We start from the raw sequence: 22,911 nt of genomic DNA, 5'->3' as shown, positions 1-22,911 counted from the left end.
AAAACATAGCGAAATAACTTGCCCAGCTGGCAGCGCCACAACAGCCGGTTAGACTCAGCTCCTACCTAGAGGAAGGGGTTGTTCATGACCGCGCTGCTGCGCTCTTTGCCATGGCTGTTGCCAGGGTTGTTCGCATTATCTGCAGTCGCGGCCGAAGGACCGATGGTCGAGGTCGTGGCGGTCAGGCAGATGGAAGTTCGCGATGAGCTGATCACCTTCGGCTCGCTGCGCTCCGATGAGTCGGTGATGATCCGTCCGGAAGTGGAAGGGCGGCTGGCAACGCTGCATTTTCGCGAAGGCCAGGCGGTGACGGCAGGCGATCTGCTGATCAGCCTCGACGACGCCATCGCCCGTGCCGAGTTCGCCCAGGCTCGCGCCAACCTCGACCTTGCCGAGAAAAATCACCAGCGCGCGCAGATGCTGTTTCAGCGTGGCGCCAGCAACGCACAAGCGCTGGATGAGGCGCAGAGCCAGTTGCAGGCCGCCCGTGCCGCTCAGGCGCTGGCCCAGGCGCGACTCGACAAGACCCAGATCAAGGCTCCACACGACGGCACCCTGGGCCTGCGTCAGGCCAGTGTGGGCGACTACCTCAGCGCCGGACAGAACATCGTCAACCTGGAGGTGCTCGACCCGCTCAAGGTCGACTTCCGCATTCCGCAGAAGGCCGTGGCCCAGGTGCGCTTGGGCCAGACGGTGGAAATCACCCTCGATACCTACCCAGGCGAGCGCTTTCGCGGGGAAATCTACGCCATCAATCCACGCCTGGACGAAGCCGGGCGCAGCCAGGCGATCCGCGCCCATATCGGCAACGATGACCGGCGCCTGCGTCCTGGTCAGTTCGTTCGCGTCTCGGTGATTCTCGAAGAACGACCCGCGGCGCTGGTGATTCCCGAAGAGGCCGTGATGCCGCAGGGCGACAAGCTGCTGGTCAATCTGCTGGTCGATGACAAGGTCGAGCGCCGTGAGGTGATTCTCGGCAAACGCTTCGATGGCCAGGTGGAGGTGCGCGCAGGGCTGCAGGGTGACGAAACGGTCATCAGTGCCGGCTGGCAGCGTGTGCGCGAAGGGCTCACTGTGCGCAGCAAAAGTGGGGAGCGCCAGCCGTGACGCTTTCCGACGTCTGTATCCGTCGGCCGGTATTCGCCACTGTTCTGTCGTTGATTGTCGTGTTGCTGGGACTGATGGCCTACGACCGCCTCAACGTACGCGAGTACCCCAACATCGATGTGCCCATCGTCACCGTACAGGTCACCTATCCCGGTGCCAGCCCGGAGATCATGGAATCGCAGGTGGCGCAGCCGGTGGAGGACGTGCTTTCCGGCATCGAGGGCCTGGATTTCGTCACCTCCATCAGTCGTACGGAGAACACCCAGATCACCGCGCAGTTTAGGCTGGGGCGCAGTGCCGACGAAGCCGCCAACGACGTGCGTGATCGCCTGGGGCGGGTGCGCAGCCTGCTGCCGGATGAGGTCGACGAGCCTGTCGTGCAGAAGGTCGAGGCCGACGCTCAGCCAGTGGTCTGGATCGCCTTTCACAGCCAGCAGCACAGCGCCATGGAGATCACCGACGTGCTGGAGCGGGTGATCAAGGATCGTCTGCAAACCATTCCCGGTGTGTCGGAAGTGCAGGTGCGCGGTGCGCGGACCTTCTCCATGCGCATCTGGCTGGATCCGGAGAAACTCGCCGCACACAACCTCACCGTGCAGGACGTGGAAGACGCCCTGCGCCGACAGAACGTGGAAATCCCCGCCGGGCGTATCGAATCGCGTGAACGTGAGTTCAGCGTTCTGTCGGAAACCGATCTGCGCACGCCCGAGCAGTTCAACGAGCTGATCCTCGATGATTCCCAGGGCTATCTGCTGCGCCTGTCTGACGTCGGTCGCGCCGAGGTCGGGCCGCGTGACGAGCGTACCGTGGTGCGTTTCAACGGCCTGCCGGCGGTCACCCTGGGCCTGGTCAAGCAGGCCACTGCCAACCCGCTGGATATTTCCGATGGTCTGGCTGCCTCCTGGGACGACGTGCAGACGTTGTTACCTGACGGCATGCAGATGACCGTGGCCAACGATAACTCGCAGTTCATCCGCGAATCCATCGATAACGTCTTCACCACCATCTGGGAGGCGGTGGCGCTGGTCATCCTGATCATCTTCATCTTCCTGCGCTCGCTGCGCGCGACGCTGATCCCGCTGGTGACCATTCCGGTGTCGCTGATCGGCGCCTTCGCCCTGATGTCGTTGATGGGCTTCTCCATCAATACCCTGACGCTGCTGGCCATGGTGCTGGCTATCGGTCTGGTGGTGGACGATGCCATCGTCATGCTGGAGAACATCCACCGGCATATCGAGCAGGGCATGACGCCCATGCAGGCTGCATTCACCGGCAGCCGCGAGATCGCCTTCGCGGTGATCGCCATGACCCTGACCCTGGCCGCGGTGTTCGCGCCTATCGGCTTCATGCAGGGCACCACCGGCAAGCTGTTCACCGAGTTCGCCTGGACGCTGGCAGGCTCGGTGCTAGTCTCCGGCTTCGTCGCCCTGACCCTGACGCCGATGATATGCGCGCTGCTGCTCAAGTCGCATCAGCACAAGCAGCGCCATGGCCGGCTGTACAACCTGATCGAAGGTTTTCTGAATGGCCTGACCTACAGCTACAAGCACAGCCTGGATGGCGCGTTGCGCGCCTGGCCTCTGGTGCTGGCTGTGCTACTGGGCGCTTTGCTGAGCTGCGCCTGGCTGTTCGCCGGATTGCGCTCGGAGCTGGCGCCGACTGAGGATACCGGCACCATTGTCGGTGTCTTTAATGGCCCGGATGGTGCCACCATCGACTACACGGCGCGCTACGCCCGTGAGGTGGAAGCCGCTTACGCCAGCATCCCGGAAACCAACCGCTATCTGGTCGTTGCCGGCTTTCCCACGGTGGCGCAGGGTATCTCCTTCATGAAGCTGGAGGACTGGGCCGATCGTACGCGTAACCAGTTCCAGATTCGCAACGAGTTGCTGCCGCAACTGCAGGACGTCGCCGGTATGCGCGTGACTCCGGTCAATCGCCCACCGCTGGGGCAGAGTGCACGTAATCAGCCCATCAACTTCGTCGTGCGTTCATCCATGGAGTATGCCGAGCTGCAGGGTTATGTCGATCAGTTGCTCGAGCGCATGCGCGGTTACCCAGGACTGGAAGGCCTGGACAGCGACCTCAAACTCAACGCGCCGCAGCTGAAAATTACCGTCAATCGCGAGCAGGCGGTGGCGGTGGGTACCGATGTGTCGGTGATCGGCCGCAGCCTGGAAAGCCTGTTCGGCAGTCGCCAGGTCACCCGCTACAAGCAGAACGGCGAGCAGTATGACGTGCTGGTGCAGCTGCAGGACATCGACCGCAGCAACCCTCAGGATCTCGATCGCGTCTACGTACGCGACCGCGACGGCGGTATGGTGCAGCTGTCGAACCTGATCGAGGTGCGCGAGACGGTGGCACCGCGTGAGCTCAACCACTTCAACCAACTGCGCGCGGTGACCATTACCGCCAACGTGGGCAGCGGTTATACCCTCGGCGAGGCGCTGGAGTATCTCGAGGCCGGGGCGCGTGAGGTCTTTCCGCCGGAAACCCAGTATGACTACACCGGCACCTCGCGGGACTTCAAGGAGTCCAGCTCGGGTATCGCGCTGATCTTCGCGCTGGCGCTGGCCTTTATCTTCCTGGTGCTGGCTGCGCAGTTCGAGAGTTTCAGCGACCCGCTGATCATTCTGCTCAGTGTGCCCTTGTCGATGGCCGGGGCCTTGCTCGCGCTGACACTGTTCGGCGGTACGCTGAACATCTATTCACAGATCGGCCTGGTGACCCTGATCGGTCTGATCACCAAGCACGGCATCCTCATCGTCGAGTTCGCCAACCAGCTGCTGCGCGAGGGCAGAGTGCTGCGTGAGGCGGTTATAGAGGCCTCGGTGCAGCGTCTGCGACCGATCCTGATGACTACCGGAGCCATGGTGCTTGGCTCGCTGCCGCTGGCGATTGCCAGCGGCGCCGGCGCCGAAAGCCGTCAGCAGATCGGTCTGGTGATCGTCGGCGGCTTGCTGGTCGGGACCTTCTTCACCCTTTACGTCATTCCGACGCTGTACCTGCTGCTGCGCCGCTGGGCGCCTCTGCGGCAGATCGACGAGGCGCCGGTGGCGGTCTGAATTCTGTAGGAGGCGCTTCAGCGGCGAGCTTTTAAGGCTGTTGCGGCTGAAACCCTCCTACGGATCAGAGGCGTTGCTGGATGCATTCAGGGAATACTGCGGCCGATCTCCCCGGATTGCATCCGGGCTACAGGTCATCGCTGGCGTACTTCACAGGTGCCGCACGGCGGCCAACCGGCTAAACTCGCCCGGTTTTCTCCAACCCGGATTCACGCCATGCAGCACCCCGCCGAACATTCCCCGCTGGGCAAGTCCAGCCAGTACATTGCCGAGTACAGCGCTGAGTTGCTGTTTCCCATCTCGCGGACGACCAAGTGGGCCGAGCTGGGCCTCGATGGCGCCAATCTGCCGTATCAGGGCGTGGACTACTGGAACTGCTACGAACTGTCCTGGTTGTTGCCGTCCGGCAAACCGGTGGTGGCCATCGCCGAGTTCGCCATCCCGGCCGACTCGCCGAACATCATCGAGTCAAAATCTTTCAAGCTCTATCTCAACTCGCTGAATCAGACCACGTTCTCCAGCTGGGACGAGTTGCAGGCGACGCTGGTGCGTGATCTTTCTGCGGTAGCCGGCAAGCCGGTGGCGGTGCGCTTGCGTTCGCTGGCCGAGGTGGCGGCCGATGGGGTGGCGACGCTACCGGGTCAGTGCATCGACGACCTCGATATCCGTGTCAGCGCATACGATCACCCGCAACCGGAGTTGCTGCGTTGCGATACCACTCGTGTGGTGCAGGAGAGTCTGCATAGCCATCTGCTCAAATCCAACTGCCCGGTCACCGGTCAACCGGACTGGGGCAGCCTGGTCGTGCAGTACCACGGCGCGGCGCTGGATCACGCCAGCCTGCTGGCCTATCTGGTCAGCTTCCGTCAGCACGCCGATTTTCATGAGCAGTGCGTCGAGCGTATCTTTCTCGACCTGCAGCGCCTGCTGCAGCCGCAGTCATTGACCGTCTTTGCGCGTTACGTGCGCCGTGGCGGGCTGGATATCAACCCCTACCGCAGCACCGAGGCGGTCACCACGACTAACGGCCGGCTGGCCCGCCAGTGAGCCATGAAAAATGCCGCCCTTGGGCGGCATTTTTCATGGGGTAGCGGAGTCAAATGCCCATATTGGCCAGGCTCTGCATGATGTTGCGCAGGGTGCCGGCCAGGGTCGGGTGGCTGGCCTCGAAGCGTTCCACTGCCAGGTTGACGCCGTCGACCAGGGTCGCGTCCGGTGCTGCCGCAGCCTCGCGCGCCAGTTGTACTTCGATTTCCTGGGTCAGCAGGTACAGCGATGCCCGTTCTTCCTCACTGAGCGGCGTATCCTGGGCCAGGTGTTGCTGGAGGGCTTCCAGTTGCTGCTGCAGATCGCTTGCTGGCATAGAGTTCTCTCCTTGTCGAATCGGCATAGGCATTGACCCCAGGCGGTGCCGGAAGTTTTCAGCCCGTACCTGAAGGTTAATCCAAGCGCGGGTGCTTTGCCTGACTCGGGTCAAGTGCTCAAGGCTTTTCGCCCTTGCTACGGCGCAGGGCGATATCTTCCAGGCTGGCCTCGATTTCATTCAGGCTGTCGACCACCGAATGCGCACCCAGGCGATAGAGATGGAGTGTGGCGTCGGCTCGTAGGTTTTCCTGTTCGGTTGTCGTCAACGCTTGCCAGTCGCCAGGTGCCTGGCCGCAGAGTGGACCGCAGGCCGCCAGGCCGATGGTCCAGCAACCGGCGTTGAGTCCTGCCCGCAACAGTTGCGGGTTGCCGCTGACCAGAATGCAGCCATCCAGGCCCTCGACACCCAGCTGACTCAGGGCCTGCCAGCAGCCGTCCGGTGCGGGCCAGGCTCTGCCACGCTCCGCTAACACGGCGGTGACCGCGCCTGGCAGGGCCTGCGCCAGACGCAGGCTGGCATCGGCAGGTAGGCGGTCGAGCCATGCGCAGGGGATGTCATGCTGCTGCAGGTGTGCGAGCAGGCGTTCGGCGCCAGGGGTCAGCTCGGCGTGCTCATCCGCGACTTCGCTCAGGGTTTGTTGCAGGGCTTGCAGCTGGGCATCTGTCGCGGCTGTGCCCAGCAGGTTCTCCAGAGCCCGTTGTGGCGTACCCGATAGGTCGAGAAGCGGTCGGTCCGGATGCAGTCGCTGCAGCGCGACAGGTAGGGTGCGAGCACCGAAATCGACCAGGCAGCCGGACAGCTCGAACAGCATGGCAGTGGGGGAGGAATAGGGCATGGGAGCATCCGTGGCAGGGGCCTGAGCCAATCTAACGCTCACGGATGACTAAAACATGACCGTTAGGTGACGGCGAGCAGGGTGCGAACGTGTTCCGGTAGCGGCACGGATTTACCGCTGCCATGGTCCACCCACACCAGTTTGCAATAACCCTCGCCATGCAGGGTGTCAGGTGCGTCCAGCGTGCTCAGCCGATGTTCGACGATCAGGCTGCTGCGTCCGACGGTACCGGCGCGCAGTTCTACGATCACGGTAGCGGGGTGGACCACGGGTTTCAGGTAGGTGTGTTGGGTCTGCAGTACCACCGGGCCCTGCGGCACGTTGCTCATGGGCACGCCCGCCAGTTCCAGCCAGGCGACCCGAGCTTCCTCCAGGTACTGCATGTAGATGATGTTGTTGACATGCCCATAGCTGTCCATATCGCCCCAGCGTACGGGAATGTGTGCGGTGTGCAGCAGTGTGTTGTCACTCATCGTGTTTGATCGCTACGCTGCCCCAAGCAGGGCTCCTGGCTTTATACTACGCGGCATTCTGGCCGCTGGCGGTGGCCACATTATTTCCCTCAAGGAGAGAATTCAATGCATGTGATCGGTGCTCGCTGGATCGCGCGTCTGGGCAGTCTGGTAGCGCTCGTTGGCCTGAGCTGTCTGCCTGTAGTCAGCCTGGCGGCGACTGAGGAGGATCCCTGGGAGGGGTTCAACCGCGCCATCTTTCGCTTCAACGATACGCTCGACACCTATGCGTTGAAGCCGGTCGCGCAGGGTTATCAGGCTGTGACGCCGCAGTTTCTGGAAGACGGCGTGCACAATGTCTTCGGCAATATCGGTGACGTTGGCAACCTGGCCAACAACCTGCTGCAGGGCAAACTCCATGATGCCGGTGTCGATACTGGCCGCCTGATCTTCAACACTACCTTCGGCCTGCTGGGTTTCTTCGACGTGGCCAAGCACATGGGCCTGCAGAAAAGTGACGAAGACTTCGGTCAGACCCTGGGCGCCTGGGGCCTGGGCAGCGGCCCTTATCTGGTGATTCCGTTCCTTGGCCCAAGCAGCGTGCGTGATGCAACCGGGCGTGTGCCTGACAGCCTGCTTGCGCCATACCCATATATCGACCATGTACCGACGCGCAACGTCACGCGTGGTGTACAGGTGATCGATACACGCGCCAGCCTGCTCTCGGCCGAGCGCCTGATCAGTGGCGACAAGTACATCTTCGTCCGCAATGCCTACCTGCAGAACCGCGAGTTCAAGGTGAAGGATGGCGAGGTCGAAGACGACTTCTAAGCTCTGCTGATACGAAAAAGGCGGCCCGATGGCCGCCTTTTTCGTAAATGCAGATTTCAGCTCATGGAGATGATTGCCAGCCCCAGCGACTGGCGGCCATCACCTAGATCACTGATGCGCACAACCTCGGCCTGGGCGTCGAGACCTGCCAGCTCGCTGTGCTCGGAAGGGATGTGCACCTTGACCTTGTCGCCCATGTTCAACTCGACTTCGGCTTCGATTTGCATGCCGGTGCTGGAGAGATCCAGACACATTGCAGGAATTTCCCGGCCAGCATGATGGAGGACGACTGGAGCTTCCAATCGCATGCGGATGTAGTCGCGTTTTTCGCTGTACGCTCGATCATTCTGACTCATGGACCCTGTCCTCTTCTTATGAGCTCTCCCGCGGCTCTTATAACCCTCGCCGATTTGCCCTGTAAAGCCGCCGAACGACGACCGGTTCCGGCTTGAATCGGCCGGCAGATGGGAGTACCGTCTGCCCCTTGAAATCGCCCTGGCGCCGTCATGCGGCGCCGCGCCACGGGCAGTGACCAAAATTGCCCTGGCGCAGTTTGCCTGGATACCCCATGCACAAAACCAGTGCCACTCTGCTGATCATCGATGACGACGATGTCGTCCGTGCAAGCCTCGCGGCCTATCTCGAGGACAGCGGCTTCAAGGTACTGCAAGCCACTAACGGTTTGCAGGGGCTGGAAGTCTTCCAGCAGGAAAACCCCGACCTGATGATTTGCGACCTGCGCATGCCGCAGGTCGATGGGCTCGAGCTGATCCGGCGGATCAACGCGCTGGGTGTCGAAGTGCCGGTGATCGTGGTTTCCGGTGCAGGGGTCATGAATGACGCTGTCGAAGCCTTGCGTCTCGGTGCCGCTGATTACCTGATCAAGCCACTCGAAGACCTCGCTGTGCTCGAGCACTCGGTGCGCCGCGCGCTCGATCGCTCGAGACTGCGCGTCGAGAATCAGCGCTACCGGGAAAAGCTCGAGGCAGCCAATCGTGAGTTGCAGGCCAGCCTGCACTTGCTGCAGGAAGACCAGAACGCCGGGCGCCAGGTGCAGATGAACATGTTGCCGGTGACGCCCTGGCAGGTTGATGACCTGACGTTCGCCCATCAGATCATCCCCTCGCTGTACCTGTCCGGCGACTTCGTCGACTACTTCCGCATCGATGACAGCCGCATCGGCTTCTATCTGGCCGACGTGTCCGGGCATGGTGCTTCCTCGGCCTTCGTCACCGTGCTGCTCAAGTTCATGACCACGCGGCTGCTCTACGAGTGGCGGCGTGCTGGCGAATTGCCGCAGTTCAAGCCGTCCGATGTGCTGGGTCATATCAATCGCGGCCTGATCAACTGCAAGCTGGGCAAGCATGTGACCATGCTCGGTGGCGTGATCGACCAGGAAAGCGACACCCTGACCTACAGCATCGGCGGTCATCTACCGCTGCCCGTGCTGTTCGAAAATGGTCAGGCACGTTACCTGGAGGGCCGTGGCCTACCTGTCGGCCTGTTCGAAGAGGCTGACTACAGTGATCTGGTCATGGCGCTACCGAAGTCTTTCAGCCTGACTCTGCTGTCCGATGGCATTCTCGATTTGTTGCCGGGCGACACTCTGAAAGATAAGGAAGTGGCCTTGCCTCAACTGGTTAGCCAGGCTGGCGGGACGCTGAGTGGTTTGCGTCAAGTTCTCGGTCTGGCCAATCTCGGAGAGATGCCGGATGATATCGCCTTGCTGGTGTTGAGCAGGAACCTTGCATGAACCCTGGGATAAGCCCCGGTCGCATCCAATTTGCCGAACAGGATGGCACCTTCGTCCTGAAGTTCGTCGGCGAAGTCCGCCTTACGCTGTGTTCGGCGCTGGATGCCACGATTGAAAAGATTTTTACCGCGTTGAATTTTTCGGCCATCGTCATCGACCTGACCGAAACCCGCAGTATCGACAGTACAACCCTCGGTTTGCTGGCCAAATTGTCCATTCTGTCGCGGCAGAAGGTTGGTCTGTTGCCGACCGTTGTCACCACTCATGACGACATCACGCGCCTGCTGGAGTCCATGGGCTTCGATCAGGTGTTCAATATCGTCAATCGGCCGATTCCGTGCCCGGAGTGTCTGGATGACCTGCCGTCGCAGGATCAATCCGAAGAAGTGGTCAAGGCCAAGGTGCTGGAAGCGCACCGTATCCTGATGGGCTTGAATGACTCCAATCGTGAGGCCTTTCACGACCTGGTCAGTGCGCTCGAGCGGCACTGATCGATTGTTTTCTGTGGGTGCGCTGTGCGCACCCTGCGTTTCGAACGGGCAACGAAAAGGGGCGTCAGCTTGGCTGACGCCCCTTTTTGCGTTCAGGCCTTGGCGGTCAGCAGCGCTTCGAGCTTTTCCTGGTCGCGGGCGAACAGGCGGATGCCTTCGGCCAGTTTCTCGGTGGCCATGGCATCCTCGTTCATGGCCCAGCGGAAGGCACCTTCATCGAGGCTCTGGCGTGTCTCGCTGGTGGCGCCCGGAGCGAGCCTGCGCTCTAGCTGGCCATCGTCCTCGGCCAGCTTCTGCAGCAGCTCGGGGCTGATGGTCAGGCGGTCGCAACCGGCCAGCGCCTCGATCTGGCCAAGGTTACGGAAGCTCGCCCCCATCACCACGGTCTTGTAACTGTTGGCCTTGTAGTAGTCATAGATGCGCGAGACCGACTGCACGCCCGGGTCCTCGTTGCCGACAAAGTCACGACCTTCGGCTTTCTTGTACCAGTCGTAGATACGGCCGACGAATGGCGAGATGAGGAACACGCCAGCATCGGCGCAGGCCTGGGCCTGAGCGAAGGCGAACAGCAGCGTCAGGTTGGTCTGGATGCCGGCCTTTTCCAGCTGCTCGGCAGCGCGGATGCCTTCCCAGGTTGAGGCGATCTTGATCAGCACCCGCTCACGGCCAATGCCGGCCTGGTCGTAGAGGTCAATCAAGCGCTCGGCACGGCTTAGGGTCGCTGCAGTATCGAACGACAGGCGGGCATCCACTTCGGTGGAGATGCGCCCGGGGATGACCTTGAGAATCTCCTGACCAACTGCAACGGCGAAGTGGTCACAGGCCAGGCCCAGATCACCCTTGCCGGCATCGATTGCCCGGCGCAGTAGGTCGGCGTAGCGCGGCAAGGCGGCAGCCTTGAGCAGCAGCGAAGGGTTGGTGGTGGCATCCACCGGCTGCAGGCGTGCGATTGCATCCAGGTCGCCGGTGTCGGCGACTACGGTAGTGAACTGCTTGAGTTGTTCCAGCTTGGAGGTCATGACGAGGCCTTGTCGTTGCAGATGGCATGACCTTACCCGAGGTGCCCTGGAGGCTCAACGGTCTGGTCACTGACAAAATTTACCTTCTTGGTATGCGCTTTTTGCCGGCTCGTTCGTCTTTATCTATGACAGCACGTCAGAACGCGCCGAAGTCGGTGGAGTCCGACTCGAAGAGAGCAGCCAAGGAGCACGAATCATGTCGACCCAGACCCAGCCCTCTCGTTCACTTGAAGATATGCCGGATACACGTCAGTGCCGTGAATGGCTGCAGGCCGTTGGCTTGCGCTTCAGTATGCCTAGGCTCAAGGTGGTGGAGGCTCTGTGCACTGCCGATGAGGAACGGGGTGTCTCCGCTCGGGAGTTGCATCAGCAATTGAATGAAGCGGGCGAGCCGCTATCGCTGATCAGCGTGCGCCAGGTGCTGCGGCGCATGGCGGAAAATGGAATGGTGCAGGCGACAGGGCGCAGCCGCTATCGCCTGACGGCACTGGATCAGTGTCCGCGCAGCAGCTCGGCGGCCTGATCGAGCAGGCCCAGCGGGTCCTGCACCTTATGGATGTCCACTGAAAGTAGCTGGCGATAGCGCCGCGCGCCCGGGAATCCCTGAGCCAGGCCGAGCACATGACGGCTGATGTGGTGCAGGGTGCCGCCCTCGCGCAGGTGCTGTTCGACGTAGGGGCGCAAGGCGAGCAGGGCATCCATGCGGCTGATGCTCTCATCACTGGCGCCGAACAGGCGGCTGTCCACCTGTGCCAGCAGATAGGGGTTGTGGTACGCCTCGCGACCGAGCATCACGCCGTCGAAGGTCTGCAGGTGCGCTTCGCATTCTTCCAAGGTCTTGATGCCGCCATTGAGGATGATTTCCAGATCCGGGAAATCCTGCTTGAGCTGGGCGGCCACGTCGTAGCGCAGCGGCGGAATTTCGCGATTCTCCTTGGGCGACAGGCCTTCGAGGATGGCGATGCGTGCATGCACGGTGAAGCTGCGGCAGCCAGCTTCACGCACCTGGCCGACGAAGTCGCACAGCTCGGCGTAGCTGTCGCGGCCGTTGATGCCGATACGATGCTTGACCGTCACCGGAATGCTTACCGCATCCTGCATGGCTTTCACGCAATCGGCGACCAGCGCCGGATGGCCCATCAGGCAGGCGCCGATCATGTTGTTCTGCACCCGGTCGCTGGGGCAGCCAACGTTCAGGTTGACCTCGTCATAGCCATGTTCCTCGGCCATCTTCGCGCACTGCGCCAGGTCTGCCGGATTGCTGCCGCCAAGCTGCAGCGCGATTGGATGCTCGCACGCGCTGTAACGCAGAAAACGCTCCCGGTCGCCATGAATCAGTGCCCCGGTAGTGACCATCTCGGTATACAGCAGGGCATGCTTCGACAGCTGGCGCAGGAAGTAGCGGCAGTGGCGGTCAGTCCAATCCATCATCGGCGCCACGGAGAAGCGGCGGGACAGGGCAGGGCGCGTGCTGGTGGGGGTAAGGTTCGATTCTTCAGGCATCGTCAATCAGGGCTGTTGAAGGCTGGCTTCACCCGTCTCTGCAGCCTCGACAGGGCTGGAGGCGGTCGGGAGCGTTCGGCGGGAAATAAAGGGTGGCGATTCTATCAAGAAAGACCATGTCTAGCGTGTCGGGCCGCGGGTTCGCCCGCTGGGTGGACGTGAATTTTGCGGAATGGAAATTTTTTTCACCTGCACCTGCAGGTTTTTCCCATCTCATCCGTCCTATATAGATGAACACACGACTTGTGCTTCTCCGCCCCCTAGTCACCGCCCGTTTGGCGTTCAACCCCTGGTTTGCCGATGTCAAAGAAGTCCCGCTCCAGAATCTGGTTCCTCGTTCATAGCTGGCTGGCGCTGCCGGTCTGGTTTTTCCTGCTGATCATCTGTGTCACCGGCACCCTGGCCACGGTCAGTCAGGAGATCGTCTGGCTGGCCAACCCGGATGTGCGTGCCAGCAAGCCGACGGATGATGCCGAGCGCCTGAGTTACGGCCAGGTGCTGCAGGCCATCAGCCGCGCCGAGCCGCAGCTTTTCGTGCAGTCGATCAGCCGTCCGCAGGAGGACCACTTTGCCCTCACTGCCCGGGTCAGCTATCCGGACGGCACTTCGCCGACCCTCTATGTCAATCCGTATACGGGCGACATTCAGGGCATCAGCCCGCAGTTCGACTTCCGCCAGTTCACCCGGGCGCTGCATGGCTGGTGGCTGGTGCCTTTTACCAATGGCTTCAGCTGGGGCTGGTATCTGGTATCGCTGATGGGCTTGCCGATGCTCGCGTCTCTGGTGACCGGGCTGGTGGTCTACAAGAAGTTCTGGAAAGGCTTCTTCAAGCCGACGCTGCGCTTCAACCAGGGCGCGCGCATTTTCTGGGGAGACTTTCACCGCCTGTCCGGCATCTGGTCGATCTGGTTCATTGCCGTCATCTCGATCACCGGTGTGTGGTTTCTGATTCAGGCGCTGCTTTTCGATAATCACATTTCCATCTCAACCGAAGGCATACCGCCGGTCGTGGCGCGTGAAGAGGTACCGGTTGTCGAGCCGGGGGGCAGTGTGTCGCGCATCGACATCGATCGTGCCGTGGACATCGCCGCACAACGCATTCCAGGGCTAGAGGCCAGCTTCGTCAGCCTGCCGGGCAACGCCTACAGCCATATCTTCGTCGGCGGCCGTGGCTGGTATCCGTTGATGTTCCAGTCGGCTGCGGTCAATCCCTACACCGCCAACGTCGACCAGACTCGCCTGTTGTCGGACCGTTCTGCCCTCGAGTTTGTCACCGAGTCGATGCGCCCGCTGCATACCGGTGATTTTGGCGGGCTGTGGCTCAAGCTGGTGTGGTTCGTGTTCGGCCTGCTGCTGAGCATGATGGTGCTCAGCGGGCTGTTGATCTGGAGCAAACGCACCGTCCAGGCAACCGCTGCTCTGGCCAAGCGCAAGCCGCGTGTCGCGCGTGAGCGCAAACCGGAGAAGCCAGCGCCCATTCGTATCGGTGAAGCCTCGGAGAGCCAGTCATGAGCAAGGCAGCAGCAGTGCCATCCACGCCCTTGGGCCGGCTGTGGCACAAGTGGCGTTTCCATCTGAACATCCTGCTGGTGATCATCCCGCTGGCTTTCATGCCCAAGTATTTCAAGGACGTTTCCCTGTTCCGTGGCGAGAGCGGACTCGGCGAGCGTGAAGCCGGTGAGGTGCAGGTCGGCCCGTGGAGTCTGCGACTGGCCGAGCTGCGTGATGAAGCTCCGCGGCTTGAAGGACCGGCCGGTTACATGAAGAGCTTCAATGCCGCGTTGTGTACGACCTGCATCGATCAGGTCAAGGCAACCTATTTGCGCATCGGCAAACCGCGCAGTCTGCGCGCTGCCGGTGCGATCTTCTTCGGCAGTCCTTATCGCATGGGCGCCAGTTTGCCCATCCCGCCGCGTACCAAGGCCGACGCCGAGCTGTGGATCACCATGGAAGGCTGGGATGGCACCTTGCATCAGGCATCCATACCGATGTCCCAGGCATCGCCCGCTACCCATGCCTGGCTGAATCAACGAGGAGGCAAACCATGAAAAACCTGTACCGCTTATTGCTGCTGACAACCACCGGCGCGTTCTGCTCGTTGGCGCTGGCGCATAACCCGGTTTGCCAGTGCGAACCGCAGGGTGATGAGGAGATTGTTTGCGTTGGTGGTTTCTCTGATGGCAGTGGTGCTCCGGGCGTGACGCTGGACGTGATCAGCTACGACGAGGAAATTCTCGTCGCTGGCAAGCTCGACGGCGATTCCAGCCTGAGCTTCAAACGCCCTGACGGCGAGTTCTATGTCCTGTTCGACGCCGGCCCCGGCCATGTGGTGGAGATCGACCACATGGACATCGAGGCACCATGAGCACCCAGGTGATTCGTCCTGCAGGTGCAGGGCACGAAACGCTCTATGTGGGTTTGCTGGCGCTGGCCATCCTGCTGCTCGCCGGGCTGGTCGTGATGTTACAGGCTCAGCCGCAACAGAGCGTCGTTGAGGCCTCCGAGCAGTTCGATGCGCGGCGTGATCTGCACGCTGCCGAGCAGGGTATTCATACCGATCTGCTGGTCGCCCTCGACGAAATTCGCCTGTATCAGGAGGACGAGCAGCGCCTGCCAACGCCAGCGCAGCTGGCAGAGGAGGGCTTTCCTCCGTTCATCGCCGATGCCAGTAGCATCAACCGCGGTGGACACGTGTGGCAATTGCTGCACAGCGAAACCAGCGACGCCTATTTCGGCCGCAGCAATGCAGAGGATACGGCCGGGTCGTTTCTGCTGCTGCTCGACGGCGAGGAGGCCAGCGTCTGGCTCAATCGCTCGGCCCTCAACGACGCCCCGATCGACCTGTACGAACAGGCGCTGAGCGCTGCTGGCTGGCGCCAGGTGTTCAGCGAGTTCGACGCAGGCGTTACCCGCCAACACCGCCACTGAATTCCGGATTTTTCCATGTCGACCTACTCTCGCTTCCCGCTGCGGCGCCGAATGCTGGCCGCCTTCCTTCTCTGCCTGAGCGCTGTTCTGTTACCCACGCTGGCCCACGCGGCTGAAGGCAAGCGCCTGCGCGTCGGCATCACCCTGCATCCTTACTACAGCTACGTCAGCAATATCGTCGGCGACAAGGCCGAAGTGGTGCCGCTGATCCCGGCTGGTTTCAACCCGCATGCCTACGAACCGCGCGCCGAGGACATCAAGCGCATCGGCGGCCTGGATGTCGTCGTGCTCAACGGCGTGGGCCATGACGATTTCGCCGAGCGCATGATCGCCGCCAGCGAGAAGCCGGACCTGCCGTTGATCGAGGCCAACGCAGGCGTGCCGTTGCTGGCGGCCACGGGGCAGGCTGCACGTGGTGCCGGCAAGGTGGTCAATCCGCATACGTTTCTGTCCATCAGCGCGTCCATCGCACAGATCAATACCATCGCCAGGGAGCTGGGCAAGCTCGATCCGGATAACGCCAAGACCTATCGGCAGAATGCGCGCGCCTATGGCAAGCGTCTGCGTAGCCTGCGGGCCAATGCGCTCAGCCGGCTGAGTCAGGAGCGCGGGGCCGAATTGCGCGTGGCGACCATCCACGGCGCCTATGATTACCTGCTGCGTGAGTTCGGCCTGGAGGTGACCGCCGTGGTCGAGCCGGCGCATGGCATCGAACCCAGCCCCAGCCAGTTGAAAAAGACCATCGACCAGCTACGGGATCTGGACGTGCAGGTGATCTTCTCGGAGATGGACTTCCCTTCGACCTACGTCGATACCATCCAGCGTGAATCTGGCGTACACCTGTATCCGCTCACGCACATCTCCTACGGCGACTACAGCGCGGGCAAATACGAAGAAGAGATGACCCGCAACCTCGATACCGTGGTGCGTGCGATTCAGGAGAGCGGTGCATGACGGCGGTCGAAACCTTGCCGACTGTGACGATTACCGGGCCCTCGATCGATTTTGCCGAAGTCAGCCTCGAGCTGGGTCGTACCCCCATCCTCGAGCGGATATCTTTCCAGGTGCAAGCCGGCAGTGTGCATGCTCTGGTCGGCCCCAACGGCGGGGGCAAGAGTTCGCTGATCAAGACCCTGCTCGGGCAAATGCCGCACCGTGGCGAGCTGAGCCTGAGCTGGCCGGATGCGCCCGGTGTCATCGGTTATGTACCGCAGGCGCTGGAGTTCGACCGTGGCCTGCCCATGACGGTGGACGACTTCATGGCCGCCATGTGTCAGGTACGCCCGGCCTTTCTCGGTCTGTCCAGGCGTCACGCTGCAGCCATCGACGAAGCGCTGGCGCGGGTCGGCATGCTGGACAAGCGCAAGCGGCGCATGGGCGCCTTGTCCGGCGGTGAGCGTCAGCGCGTGCTGCTGGCCCAGGGTTTGGTGCCGACTGCGCAATTGCTGATTCTCGACGAACCCATGGCCGCTCTGGATGAACCGGGCATGCGCGTGTTCGAAAGACTGCTGAAGGACTGGCGACAGGCCGGCGTGACCGTGCTCTGGGTCGAGCACGACCTGGGCGCGGTTGGTCGCCTGGCCGATCGAGCCACGGGGTTGAACCGTAGGGTGCTGTTCGATGATGCGCCGCAACAGGCGCTGAAACCGGAGCGCCTGTTGCAGCTGTTTTCCAGTCATCCTCAGCTTGGCGGAGAGGGCGAGGTATGAGCGGCTTTTTTGAACAGCTGCGGCTGCTGATCCAGGGATGGGCCGCTGCTGGCTATCTGCCTGAAGCACTGGCCTATGGCTTCGTCATCAATGCCCTGTTCGCCGGGCTGCTGATCGGTCCGGTGCTCGGCGGGCTGGGCACGCTGGTGGTGGTCAAACGCTTCCCCTTCTTCTCCGAGGCCGTTGGTCACGCAGCGCTGACCGGCGTCGCCATCGGCATTCTGCTCGGCGAGCCTTACACCGGCCCCTATGGCAGCCTGTTCGGTTACTGCCTGCTGTTCGGTCTGCTGCTCAACTACCTGCGCAATCGCACCGGCCTGTCACCGGATACGCTGATTGGCGTGTTTCTCTCCGTATCGCTGGCTGTAGGCGCCAGCCTGCTGCTGGTGCTGGCCGGGCGCATCAATATCCATATTCTGGAGAACGTGCTGTTCGGCTCGGTACTGACCGTCAATGCACAGGATCTCGGCGTACTGGCGATGGTCTCGCTGCTGGTCATGGCCCTGACCGTGCCGCTGTACAACCGCTTCATGCTGGCCAGCTTCAACCCGCAGCTGGCGGCTGTACGTGGGGTGGCGGTGAAACCGCTGGACTACCTGTTCGTCATGCTGGTGGCGCTGGTCACTGTCGCGGCCGTCAAGGTCATCGGCGCCATTCTGGTCGGTGCGTTGCTGGTCATTCCGGCCGCCGCCGCACGCCTGCTCAGCCAGTCGCTCAAGGGCTTCTTCTGGCTGTCGGTGCTGATCGCCACCTTCTGCACGCTGATCGGCATTTTCCTGCCCATCGCCCTGGAGCTGCCGGTGCCGTCCGGTGCTTCGATCATCATCATGGCCGGCATCGTGTTTGCCGGCGCCGCCATTGCCCGTGGCCTGCTGCCCAGTCTCAAAGGGAACTTCGGATGAACAAGAAACTGCTCAATCTCGCCGTTGCTGTCGGTGCCGTGCTCGCTGCATCGATGGCGACAGCAGAACCCATTCGCGTGCTGACCAGCCTGCCGGTGACTCATGGCCTCGGCTCGGCGCTGCTGCAAGGCACCAAGGTCGAGGTGGTACGTGCCGCCCCGGCCAGACTCCCGGCCAGCCGGCAGATCTCCTATTTCAGTGGGCGCGGCGCTGGCGCACTGGAAAAGGCGGCAAACGAGGCCGATGCGGTGATCGCACTGCGTTCGCTGTGGCCGGACGATCCGCTGTATCCCATGGCACGGCGCAGTAACATTCGTATCGTCGAAGTGGATGCGGCGCGCCCCGTGGACGGCGCATTACCCGGCATCGCACTGCGCTCGCAGAGCGGCGATGCGCTGGCCGAGCAGCCTTGGCTGAGCAGCAACAATCTTGGCCGCATGGCTGACGTGATGGCGGCGGACCTGGTCCGTCTGAGCCCCGATGACTCGCAGCAGATCGCGACCAATCTGGCGCAGATTAAGCAGCGCCTGCTGACCTTGAGTGCCGAGAACGAGAGCCGTCTGGCGCAGCTGGACAACCTCAGCGTCGCCAGCCTTTCCCCCGGCTTCGAGTACCTCACCACCAGCCTCAACCTCGATGTGATCGAACTGCCAGAAGGTGAGCAGGGCGAAAACCAGGCCGCGCTGCTGCAGTCCGCGCTGGAGGATAACGACGTGCGCCTGGTGCTGAGCGACCGGCCCGTGGATGAAGCCTTGCAGGCGGTTCTGCAGGAGGCCGGTGCACAGTTGCTGGTGATCGACGCATCGTCTGACGAGCCGGTGACAGCGTTGGCTGAGATAACCGATCAGGTCATTGACGGGCTTTCTCGTCAGTAACGCAAGCGATGCTGTACCCGGCCATGGCCGGGTACAGCGCTACCTGATCAGAGATCCTTGACCAGGCGCAGGGCGTCGTAGATGGCTGCGTGGGTGTTGCGCGCCGAGACTGCGTCACCGATGCGGAACAGCTGGAACTCGCCGTCCGGATTGTCTTCGCGCTGTTGCGGCTTGCCGACGATCAGGTCCTGATATTCCACTGCACCGAGGTTGCGTGAGAAGGGCTTCAGCTCCAGGTACAGGTCGTCCATCGGCCGGGTACCATGGTTGATCACCACCTGGTCGACCTGGCGCTGCTTGCGCACGCCGCCGTAGTCGCTCTCGATCTGTGCCAGCAGCGTCTGGCCTTCGCGTGCCACCGAGGTCAGGCGGTAGGTGACGGTGAAGGTGGTGTCCAGTTGCTGCAGCGAGCGCATGTAGGGCACCAGATTCATTGCCATGACTTCCGGTGCGAAGCTGCGATCCGGGGTCATGATCTCCAGGCTGGCGCCGCTCTGGGCGATCAATTCAGCGGCCTGCAAGGCCGTGTGGTCGCCGGCGTCGTCGAACAGCAGCACGTTGCGCCCCGGTTTGACGTCGCCGGAGAGGATGTCCCAGGCCGAGACCACCAGCTCGTTGCCAGTCTCCAGAACTTCGGTATGCGGGTAGCCGCCAGTGGCGACGATCACTACGTCGGGCTGCTCGGCGCGGATGCTTTCGCTCTCGGCCCAGTGGTTGAAGTGAAAGGTCACGCCCAGCGCCTGGCACTGGCTCATGCGCCAGTCGATGATGCTGAGCATTTCGCGCCGGCGCGGGCTTTGTGCCGTCAGGCGAATCTGCCCGCCGGGCTGGTTGGCGGCCTCGTAGACCACCACCTCATGGCCACGCTCGCCGGCCACTCGCGCCGCTTCCAGCCCGGCCGGGCCGGCGCCGACGATGACCACCTTGCGCCGCTGGGCGGCCTTGGCAATCTCATGCGGCATGCTGGTCTCGCGCCCCGTGGCGGCGTTGTGGATGCAGTAGGCGGCGCCGCCCTGGTAGATGCGGTCCAGGCAGTAGTTGGCACCGACGCAGGGGCGGATGTCCTCTTCGCGTCCGGCGATCAGTTTGCGCACGATATGCGGGTCGGTCATGTGCGCGCGGGTCATGCCGATCATGTCGACCTTGCCCGAGGCGATGGCATGGCGCGCGGTGGCGATATCCGGGATCTTCGCCGCGTGGAAGGTCGGAAAGTCGGTGGCCGCGCGAATCTGCCCGGCGAAGTCCAGGTGCGGCGAGTTGTGCATGCCCTGGATCGGGATGACATCGGTGAGGCCGGCATCGGTATCGATATGGCCGCGGATGACGTTCAGGAAGTCGACCATGCCGCTTTCCTTCAGGCGCCGCGAGATGTCCAGGCCTTCATCGGCGTTGATGCCGCCCTGCAATGCTTCGTCGGCGGTATAGCGCACGCCGATGATGAACTCGTTGCCGACCCGCTGACGCACCGCGCGCAGCACCTCGAAGGTGAAGTGCAGGCGGTTGTCCAGCGAGCCGCCGAACGGTGCGTCGAGCTCGTTGGTCAGCGGCGACCAGAATTGATCCATCAGGTGCCCGTAAGCCTGCAGTTCGATGCCATCGAGGCCGGCGGCCTGCATGCGTTCGGCTGCGTCGGCATAGTCCTTGATGATGCGCTCGATATCCCAGTCTTCGAGTTTCTTCGGAAAGGCGCGGTGCGCTGCCTCGCGCTGATGTGAGGGCGATACCACTGGCAGCCAGTCGCCCTTGTCCCAGCGCGTGCGGCGGCCGAGGTGGGTGAGCTGGATCATCACTGCTGCGCCGTGCTCGTGACACTCGTCGGTGAGGTCCCTTAGCCAGCCAACCACTTCATCCTTGTAGGCCAGGATGTTGTTGAACACCGGTGGGCTGTCGCGGGAAACGGCGGCGGAGCCGGCGGTCATGGTCAGCGCCACGCCAGCCTTGGCGCGTTCGACATGGTAGGCGCGATAAAGCGCCTTGGGCATGCCGTCCTCGGGATAGGCCGGCTCATGCGAGGTGGTGATGATCCGGTTGCGCAGGGTCAGGTGTTTGAGCTGGTACGGCTGAAGCAGTGGATCGCTGGACATGCTCGGAACTCCAGAGGAGAAGGACGGAAAGGCAAAATGTACATAGGTGTCAATTAATCTGACTTGGCTGTACATTCTGCGCAAGAGGCTGTGTCGCTTCTGGCTATCATCTGTCGCATGTAAGCGATCTTTCTGGTGGGTGCGGGTATAAGGCTCCCCAAGCCGCTTTACGTGGGATTCCGCCTCGGGCCCGTGTCGTAAGGGGGGCGCGCCACCCCTACAGGTTCGGAGTATTGAGACTTGACTGCAGGTTGTCTTTGCGTCTGAAAAATGTACAGCGATGTCATTTCAATGGACGCAGATGAACACTTTTGCGTTGTATGCACACCGGTGCACCGCTACCATCGCGGCATGAGCACATCTACCAAATCGAGTGACAGTGGCTGGCGCGGTTCAGCCGATGGCTGGCTGGAAGCCGCTTATGAGGTCCTGATCGAGTCAGGTGTCGAGGCTGTGCGGATTCTGCCGCTGGCGAAGAAGTTGCAGCTGTCGCGCACCAGCTTCTACTGGTTCTTCAAGGACCGCGAAGAGCTGCTCTCGGCGTTGCTGGAGCGTTGGCGGGCGAAGAACACCGATAATCTGGTCGGTCAGACTCAAGCCTACGCCGAGAGCATCAACGAGGCGCTGCTCAATGTCTTCGACTGCTGGCTGAGCCCGGCGTTGTTCGACTCGCAGTTCGAGTTCGCCGTGCGCAGCTGGGCGCTGCAGGACGCCAGAGTGGCTGCCGAGGTGGAGCTGGCCGACAAGACGCGCCTGACAGCCCTGGCGGGCATGTTCGCGCGTTTCGGCTACGAGGCGCTGCCTGCCGATGTCCGCTCGCGCTCCCTGTACCTGACCCAGATCGGCTACATCAGCATGAATAGCCGTGAGGACGTGCTCGTGCGCATGCAGCGCATCCCGGAGTACGTGAGGATCTTCACCGAGCAGGCGCCTGAGCCGCGTGAACTGCAGCGCTTCTACGCTCGCCACGGTTTCACGGTGAGCGAGCCTGTGCTGGTTGCCACTGCGACCAGTGAGCCAACCTGAGAGGTACGCGCATGTTCAGTGGACGCAAGGTTGGCATTATCGGCGGGGGCGGTTGGCTGGGGCGCTCGATTGGCGGTGCGATGCTTGAGCGAGGCGTGCTGGCGCCGGCTGCGCTGATGCTCTCCAGCCGCAGTGGGCGGGTCGAGGGTTTCGATGCCTGGCCAGAGGTACGACTGACCGCAGACAACCGTCAGCTGGCGCACTGGGCTGACATCATCGTGCTGTCGGTGCGTCCGGAACAGTTCGCGGCAGTCGAGTTCGATGCCAGCGACAAACTGCTGATCTCTTTCATGGCAGGGATCTCGGAGGACACGCTGATCGCTCGCAGTGGCAGCCGCCGGGTGATTCGTGCCATGCCCAATGCCGCCGCGCAGATCGGCCGCTGCTACACGCCCTGGTATGCCGCCGAGCAGGTCAGCGCCGCCGACAAGGACTTCGTACGGGCCATGTTCGACAGTTGCGGCAGTGGCGACGAGGTCGCCAGTAAGGACCAGCTCGATTATCTGAGCGGCCTGGTCGGTACCGGGGCCGCCTATCCGGCGCTACTGGCCGAAGCACTGCTGGCGCACGCGCTGGCGAGGGGGTTGCCGCAGCAGATCGCCGAAAACGCCGTACGCGGCGTGGTGACAGAGGCGAGCCAGTTGCTGGGGCGCGATGGCATGCCGCCGGCGCAGATGATCCAGGCCATGCTCGATTACCGCGGCACAACAGCCGCCGGCTTGCAGGCCATGATCGCCGCCGGCTTTCGCCAGAGCGTCGATGCCGGCCTCGATGCTGCCGAGGTGGCGGCGCGGCAGATGCAAGAGCGCTTCGCCACGCCGGACAACTAGCGTGCCCGACCTCGCCGAGGCCCAAGCGTTGCAGGCGAACTACGACCCTGGTTGCAGTCCGCTGCGGCCAAAGCAGTATTGTCCGCTGCTGGTGTAAGGTTGACGCTTGACCGCAAGCTGTCCCGAGACCGATTC

At 62.3% G+C, this 22,911-nt stretch carries 24 protein-coding genes; 17 read left to right on the top strand and 7 right to left on the bottom strand.

Annotation, left to right across the window (positions count from 1 at the left end; genetic code table 11):
- Positions 1-84: 84 nt before the first annotated feature.
- The 3 genes from ACJRW5_RS03955 to queF all read left to right on the top strand — a co-directional run bounded on the left by ACJRW5_RS03955 (position 85) and on the right by queF (position 5,219).
- Positions 85-1,107, top strand: a complete 1,023-nt coding sequence (locus ACJRW5_RS03955) for an efflux RND transporter periplasmic adaptor subunit (RefSeq protein ID WP_484569231.1) — start codon at positions 85-87, stop codon at positions 1,105-1,107.
- Positions 1,104-4,172: an efflux RND transporter permease subunit gene (locus ACJRW5_RS03950; RefSeq protein ID WP_484569230.1), complete on the top strand. Its 3,069-nt coding sequence runs from the start codon at positions 1,104-1,106 to the stop codon at positions 4,170-4,172. Before ACJRW5_RS03955 ends, ACJRW5_RS03950 begins: the two co-directional genes overlap by 4 nt.
- A 216-nt stretch (positions 4,173-4,388) precedes the next feature.
- The gene (gene queF, locus ACJRW5_RS03945; protein ID WP_484569229.1) at positions 4,389-5,219 is read left to right on the top strand and encodes an NADPH-dependent 7-cyano-7-deazaguanine reductase QueF; all 831 of its coding nucleotides are present in this window, start codon (positions 4,389-4,391) and stop codon (positions 5,217-5,219) included.
- A gap of 49 nt (positions 5,220-5,268) precedes the next feature.
- On the opposite strand, the gene ACJRW5_RS03940 is transcribed toward queF, so the two are convergent.
- The 3 genes from ACJRW5_RS03940 to ACJRW5_RS03930 all read right to left on the bottom strand — a co-directional run bounded on the left by ACJRW5_RS03940 (position 5,269) and on the right by ACJRW5_RS03930 (position 6,846).
- Complete coding sequence (locus ACJRW5_RS03940) at positions 5,269-5,535, bottom strand: DUF4404 family protein (protein WP_037050680.1); 267 nt, start codon at positions 5,533-5,535, stop codon at positions 5,269-5,271.
- Between the two features lie 118 nt (positions 5,536-5,653).
- Complete coding sequence (pcrP, locus tag ACJRW5_RS03935) at positions 5,654-6,373, bottom strand: HAD superfamily inactivated hydrolase PcrP (RefSeq protein WP_484569228.1); 720 nt, start codon at positions 6,371-6,373, stop codon at positions 5,654-5,656.
- Between the two features lie 62 nt (positions 6,374-6,435).
- Entirely contained in the window at positions 6,436-6,846 is a 411-nt protein-coding gene (locus ACJRW5_RS03930; protein WP_484569227.1) for an acyl-CoA thioesterase, read from the bottom strand.
- Positions 6,847-6,951: 105 nt separating this feature from the next.
- On the opposite strand from ACJRW5_RS03930, the gene ACJRW5_RS03925 reads away from it, so the two are divergent.
- Entirely contained in the window at positions 6,952-7,656 is a 705-nt protein-coding gene (locus tag ACJRW5_RS03925; RefSeq protein WP_484569226.1) for an MlaA family lipoprotein, read from the top strand.
- A 56-nt stretch (positions 7,657-7,712) separates the two neighbouring features.
- Here the strand turns inward: ACJRW5_RS03925 and ACJRW5_RS03920 are convergent, their stop codons facing one another.
- Positions 7,713-8,012 carry a PilZ domain-containing protein gene (locus ACJRW5_RS03920; protein ID WP_484569225.1) on the bottom strand — a complete coding sequence of 100 codons (300 nt, stop codon included), beginning with the start codon at positions 8,010-8,012 and terminating at the stop codon, positions 7,713-7,715.
- 212 nt (positions 8,013-8,224) lie between these two features.
- Between ACJRW5_RS03920 and rssB the strand changes: the two genes are divergently transcribed.
- Both rssB and rssC read left to right on the top strand, forming a co-directional pair.
- Positions 8,225-9,409 carry a two-component system response regulator RssB gene (rssB, locus tag ACJRW5_RS03915; protein WP_484569224.1) on the top strand — a complete coding sequence of 395 codons (1,185 nt, stop codon included), beginning with the start codon at positions 8,225-8,227 and terminating at the stop codon, positions 9,407-9,409.
- Positions 9,410-9,417: 8 nt separating this feature from the next.
- A complete protein-coding gene (gene rssC / locus ACJRW5_RS03910) occupies positions 9,418-9,900 on the top strand; it encodes an anti-sigma factor antagonist RssC (protein ID WP_037050692.1) in 483 nt (160 codons plus the stop codon).
- A 92-nt stretch (positions 9,901-9,992) separates the two neighbouring features.
- On the opposite strand, the gene tal is transcribed toward rssC, so the two are convergent.
- The gene (gene tal / locus ACJRW5_RS03905) at positions 9,993-10,919 is read right to left on the bottom strand and encodes a transaldolase (RefSeq protein ID WP_484569223.1); all 927 of its coding nucleotides are present in this window, start codon (positions 10,917-10,919) and stop codon (positions 9,993-9,995) included.
- A gap of 196 nt (positions 10,920-11,115) precedes the next feature.
- Between tal and ACJRW5_RS03900 the strand changes: the two genes are divergently transcribed.
- The gene (locus ACJRW5_RS03900; protein WP_484569222.1) at positions 11,116-11,442 is read left to right on the top strand and encodes a transcriptional repressor; all 327 of its coding nucleotides are present in this window, start codon (positions 11,116-11,118) and stop codon (positions 11,440-11,442) included.
- On the opposite strand, the gene dusA is transcribed toward ACJRW5_RS03900, so the two are convergent.
- The gene (gene dusA, locus ACJRW5_RS03895; protein WP_484569221.1) at positions 11,412-12,422 is read right to left on the bottom strand and encodes a tRNA dihydrouridine(20/20a) synthase DusA; all 1,011 of its coding nucleotides are present in this window, start codon (positions 12,420-12,422) and stop codon (positions 11,412-11,414) included. The two genes, ACJRW5_RS03900 and dusA, sit on opposite strands and share 31 nt — an antisense overlap.
- A 300-nt stretch (positions 12,423-12,722) precedes the next feature.
- On the opposite strand from dusA, the gene ACJRW5_RS03890 reads away from it, so the two are divergent.
- Genes ACJRW5_RS03890 through ACJRW5_RS03855 form a run of 8 tightly spaced genes read left to right on the top strand, consistent with a single transcriptional unit; the run spans position 12,723 to position 18,836 of the window.
- Positions 12,723-13,934, top strand: a complete 1,212-nt coding sequence (locus ACJRW5_RS03890; protein ID WP_484569220.1) for a PepSY-associated TM helix domain-containing protein — start codon at positions 12,723-12,725, stop codon at positions 13,932-13,934.
- On the top strand, positions 13,931-14,470 hold the full coding sequence (locus ACJRW5_RS03885; RefSeq protein WP_484569219.1) for a thiamine pyrophosphate-binding protein: 540 nt from the start codon (positions 13,931-13,933) through the stop codon (positions 14,468-14,470). The genes ACJRW5_RS03890 and ACJRW5_RS03885 overlap by 4 nt, the downstream gene beginning before the upstream one ends.
- Positions 14,467-14,787: a hypothetical protein gene (locus ACJRW5_RS03880; protein ID WP_484569218.1), complete on the top strand. Its 321-nt coding sequence runs from the start codon at positions 14,467-14,469 to the stop codon at positions 14,785-14,787. The genes ACJRW5_RS03885 and ACJRW5_RS03880 overlap by 4 nt, the downstream gene beginning before the upstream one ends.
- Positions 14,784-15,350: a DUF6162 family protein gene (locus tag ACJRW5_RS03875; RefSeq protein ID WP_484569217.1), complete on the top strand. Its 567-nt coding sequence runs from the start codon at positions 14,784-14,786 to the stop codon at positions 15,348-15,350. Before ACJRW5_RS03880 ends, ACJRW5_RS03875 begins: the two co-directional genes overlap by 4 nt.
- A gap of 15 nt (positions 15,351-15,365) precedes the next feature.
- Positions 15,366-16,304: a metal ABC transporter substrate-binding protein gene (locus ACJRW5_RS03870; RefSeq protein WP_484569216.1), complete on the top strand. Its 939-nt coding sequence runs from the start codon at positions 15,366-15,368 to the stop codon at positions 16,302-16,304.
- Positions 16,301-17,059, top strand: a complete 759-nt coding sequence (locus ACJRW5_RS03865; protein ID WP_484569215.1) for a metal ABC transporter ATP-binding protein — start codon at positions 16,301-16,303, stop codon at positions 17,057-17,059. The genes ACJRW5_RS03870 and ACJRW5_RS03865 overlap by 4 nt, the downstream gene beginning before the upstream one ends.
- Positions 17,056-17,961 (top strand): metal ABC transporter permease, encoded by a 906-nt coding sequence (locus ACJRW5_RS03860; RefSeq protein ID WP_484569214.1) that lies wholly within the window; start codon positions 17,056-17,058, stop codon positions 17,959-17,961. The genes ACJRW5_RS03865 and ACJRW5_RS03860 overlap by 4 nt, the downstream gene beginning before the upstream one ends.
- Complete coding sequence (locus ACJRW5_RS03855) at positions 17,958-18,836, top strand: metal ABC transporter solute-binding protein, Zn/Mn family (protein WP_484569213.1); 879 nt, start codon at positions 17,958-17,960, stop codon at positions 18,834-18,836. Before ACJRW5_RS03860 ends, ACJRW5_RS03855 begins: the two co-directional genes overlap by 4 nt.
- 47 nt (positions 18,837-18,883) lie before the next feature.
- Here the strand turns inward: ACJRW5_RS03855 and ACJRW5_RS03850 are convergent, their stop codons facing one another.
- Positions 18,884-20,920, bottom strand: coding sequence for an oxidoreductase (locus tag ACJRW5_RS03850; protein ID WP_484569212.1), 2,037 nt, complete (start codon positions 20,918-20,920; stop codon positions 18,884-18,886).
- 351 nt (positions 20,921-21,271) lie between these two features.
- Here ACJRW5_RS03850 and ACJRW5_RS03845 point away from each other — a divergent pair, with 351 nt between their 5' ends.
- Both ACJRW5_RS03845 and ACJRW5_RS03840 read left to right on the top strand, forming a co-directional pair.
- The gene (locus tag ACJRW5_RS03845; RefSeq protein WP_484569211.1) at positions 21,272-21,946 is read left to right on the top strand and encodes a TetR/AcrR family transcriptional regulator; all 675 of its coding nucleotides are present in this window, start codon (positions 21,272-21,274) and stop codon (positions 21,944-21,946) included.
- A gap of 11 nt (positions 21,947-21,957) precedes the next feature.
- Positions 21,958-22,776 (top strand): pyrroline-5-carboxylate reductase family protein, encoded by an 819-nt coding sequence (locus ACJRW5_RS03840; protein WP_484569210.1) that lies wholly within the window; start codon positions 21,958-21,960, stop codon positions 22,774-22,776.
- Positions 22,777-22,911: the final 135 nt, after the last annotated feature.

This window comes from Pseudomonas pichavaramensis, from assembly GCF_050473265.1.
Classification (GTDB): Bacteria; Pseudomonadota; Gammaproteobacteria; order Pseudomonadales; family Pseudomonadaceae; genus Aquipseudomonas.
The sequence above is the reverse complement of the archived record's forward strand: the minus strand, read 5'-3'. Positions and strand labels throughout refer to the sequence as shown.

What these genes read in the sequence shown, in the direction of transcription:
- ACJRW5_RS03900 (WP_484569222.1), top strand. Translation starts at nt 11,116, where the DNA reads ATGTCGACCCAGACCCAGCCCTCTCGTTCACTTGAAGATATGCCGGAT.
- ACJRW5_RS03920 (WP_484569225.1), bottom strand. Translation starts at nt 8,012, where the DNA reads ATGAGTCAGAATGATCGAGCGTACAGCGAAAAACGCGACTACATCCGC.
- ACJRW5_RS03880 (WP_484569218.1), top strand. Translation starts at nt 14,467, where the DNA reads ATGAAAAACCTGTACCGCTTATTGCTGCTGACAACCACCGGCGCGTTC.
- ACJRW5_RS03840 (WP_484569210.1), top strand. Translation starts at nt 21,958, where the DNA reads ATGTTCAGTGGACGCAAGGTTGGCATTATCGGCGGGGGCGGTTGGCTG.
- ACJRW5_RS03955 (WP_484569231.1), top strand. Translation starts at nt 85, where the DNA reads ATGACCGCGCTGCTGCGCTCTTTGCCATGGCTGTTGCCAGGGTTGTTC.
- ACJRW5_RS03940 (WP_037050680.1), bottom strand. Translation starts at nt 5,535, where the DNA reads ATGCCAGCAAGCGATCTGCAGCAGCAACTGGAAGCCCTCCAGCAACAC.
- ACJRW5_RS03845 (WP_484569211.1), top strand. Translation starts at nt 21,272, where the DNA reads ATGAGCACATCTACCAAATCGAGTGACAGTGGCTGGCGCGGTTCAGCC.
- ACJRW5_RS03890 (WP_484569220.1), top strand. Translation starts at nt 12,723, where the DNA reads ATGTCAAAGAAGTCCCGCTCCAGAATCTGGTTCCTCGTTCATAGCTGG.
- tal (WP_484569223.1), bottom strand. Translation starts at nt 10,919, where the DNA reads ATGACCTCCAAGCTGGAACAACTCAAGCAGTTCACTACCGTAGTCGCC.
- ACJRW5_RS03865 (WP_484569215.1), top strand. Translation starts at nt 16,301, where the DNA reads ATGACGGCGGTCGAAACCTTGCCGACTGTGACGATTACCGGGCCCTCG.
- pcrP (WP_484569228.1), bottom strand. Translation starts at nt 6,373, where the DNA reads ATGCCCTATTCCTCCCCCACTGCCATGCTGTTCGAGCTGTCCGGCTGC.
- ACJRW5_RS03925 (WP_484569226.1), top strand. Translation starts at nt 6,952, where the DNA reads ATGCATGTGATCGGTGCTCGCTGGATCGCGCGTCTGGGCAGTCTGGTA.
- ACJRW5_RS03885 (WP_484569219.1), top strand. Translation starts at nt 13,931, where the DNA reads ATGAGCAAGGCAGCAGCAGTGCCATCCACGCCCTTGGGCCGGCTGTGG.
- rssB (WP_484569224.1), top strand. Translation starts at nt 8,225, where the DNA reads ATGCACAAAACCAGTGCCACTCTGCTGATCATCGATGACGACGATGTC.
- ACJRW5_RS03870 (WP_484569216.1), top strand. Translation starts at nt 15,366, where the DNA reads ATGTCGACCTACTCTCGCTTCCCGCTGCGGCGCCGAATGCTGGCCGCC.
- dusA (WP_484569221.1), bottom strand. Translation starts at nt 12,422, where the DNA reads ATGCCTGAAGAATCGAACCTTACCCCCACCAGCACGCGCCCTGCCCTG.
- ACJRW5_RS03875 (WP_484569217.1), top strand. Translation starts at nt 14,784, where the DNA reads ATGAGCACCCAGGTGATTCGTCCTGCAGGTGCAGGGCACGAAACGCTC.
- ACJRW5_RS03860 (WP_484569214.1), top strand. Translation starts at nt 17,056, where the DNA reads ATGAGCGGCTTTTTTGAACAGCTGCGGCTGCTGATCCAGGGATGGGCC.
- ACJRW5_RS03850 (WP_484569212.1), bottom strand. Translation starts at nt 20,920, where the DNA reads ATGTCCAGCGATCCACTGCTTCAGCCGTACCAGCTCAAACACCTGACC.
- queF (WP_484569229.1), top strand. Translation starts at nt 4,389, where the DNA reads ATGCAGCACCCCGCCGAACATTCCCCGCTGGGCAAGTCCAGCCAGTAC.
- ACJRW5_RS03930 (WP_484569227.1), bottom strand. Translation starts at nt 6,846, where the DNA reads ATGAGTGACAACACACTGCTGCACACCGCACACATTCCCGTACGCTGG.
- ACJRW5_RS03855 (WP_484569213.1), top strand. Translation starts at nt 17,958, where the DNA reads ATGAACAAGAAACTGCTCAATCTCGCCGTTGCTGTCGGTGCCGTGCTC.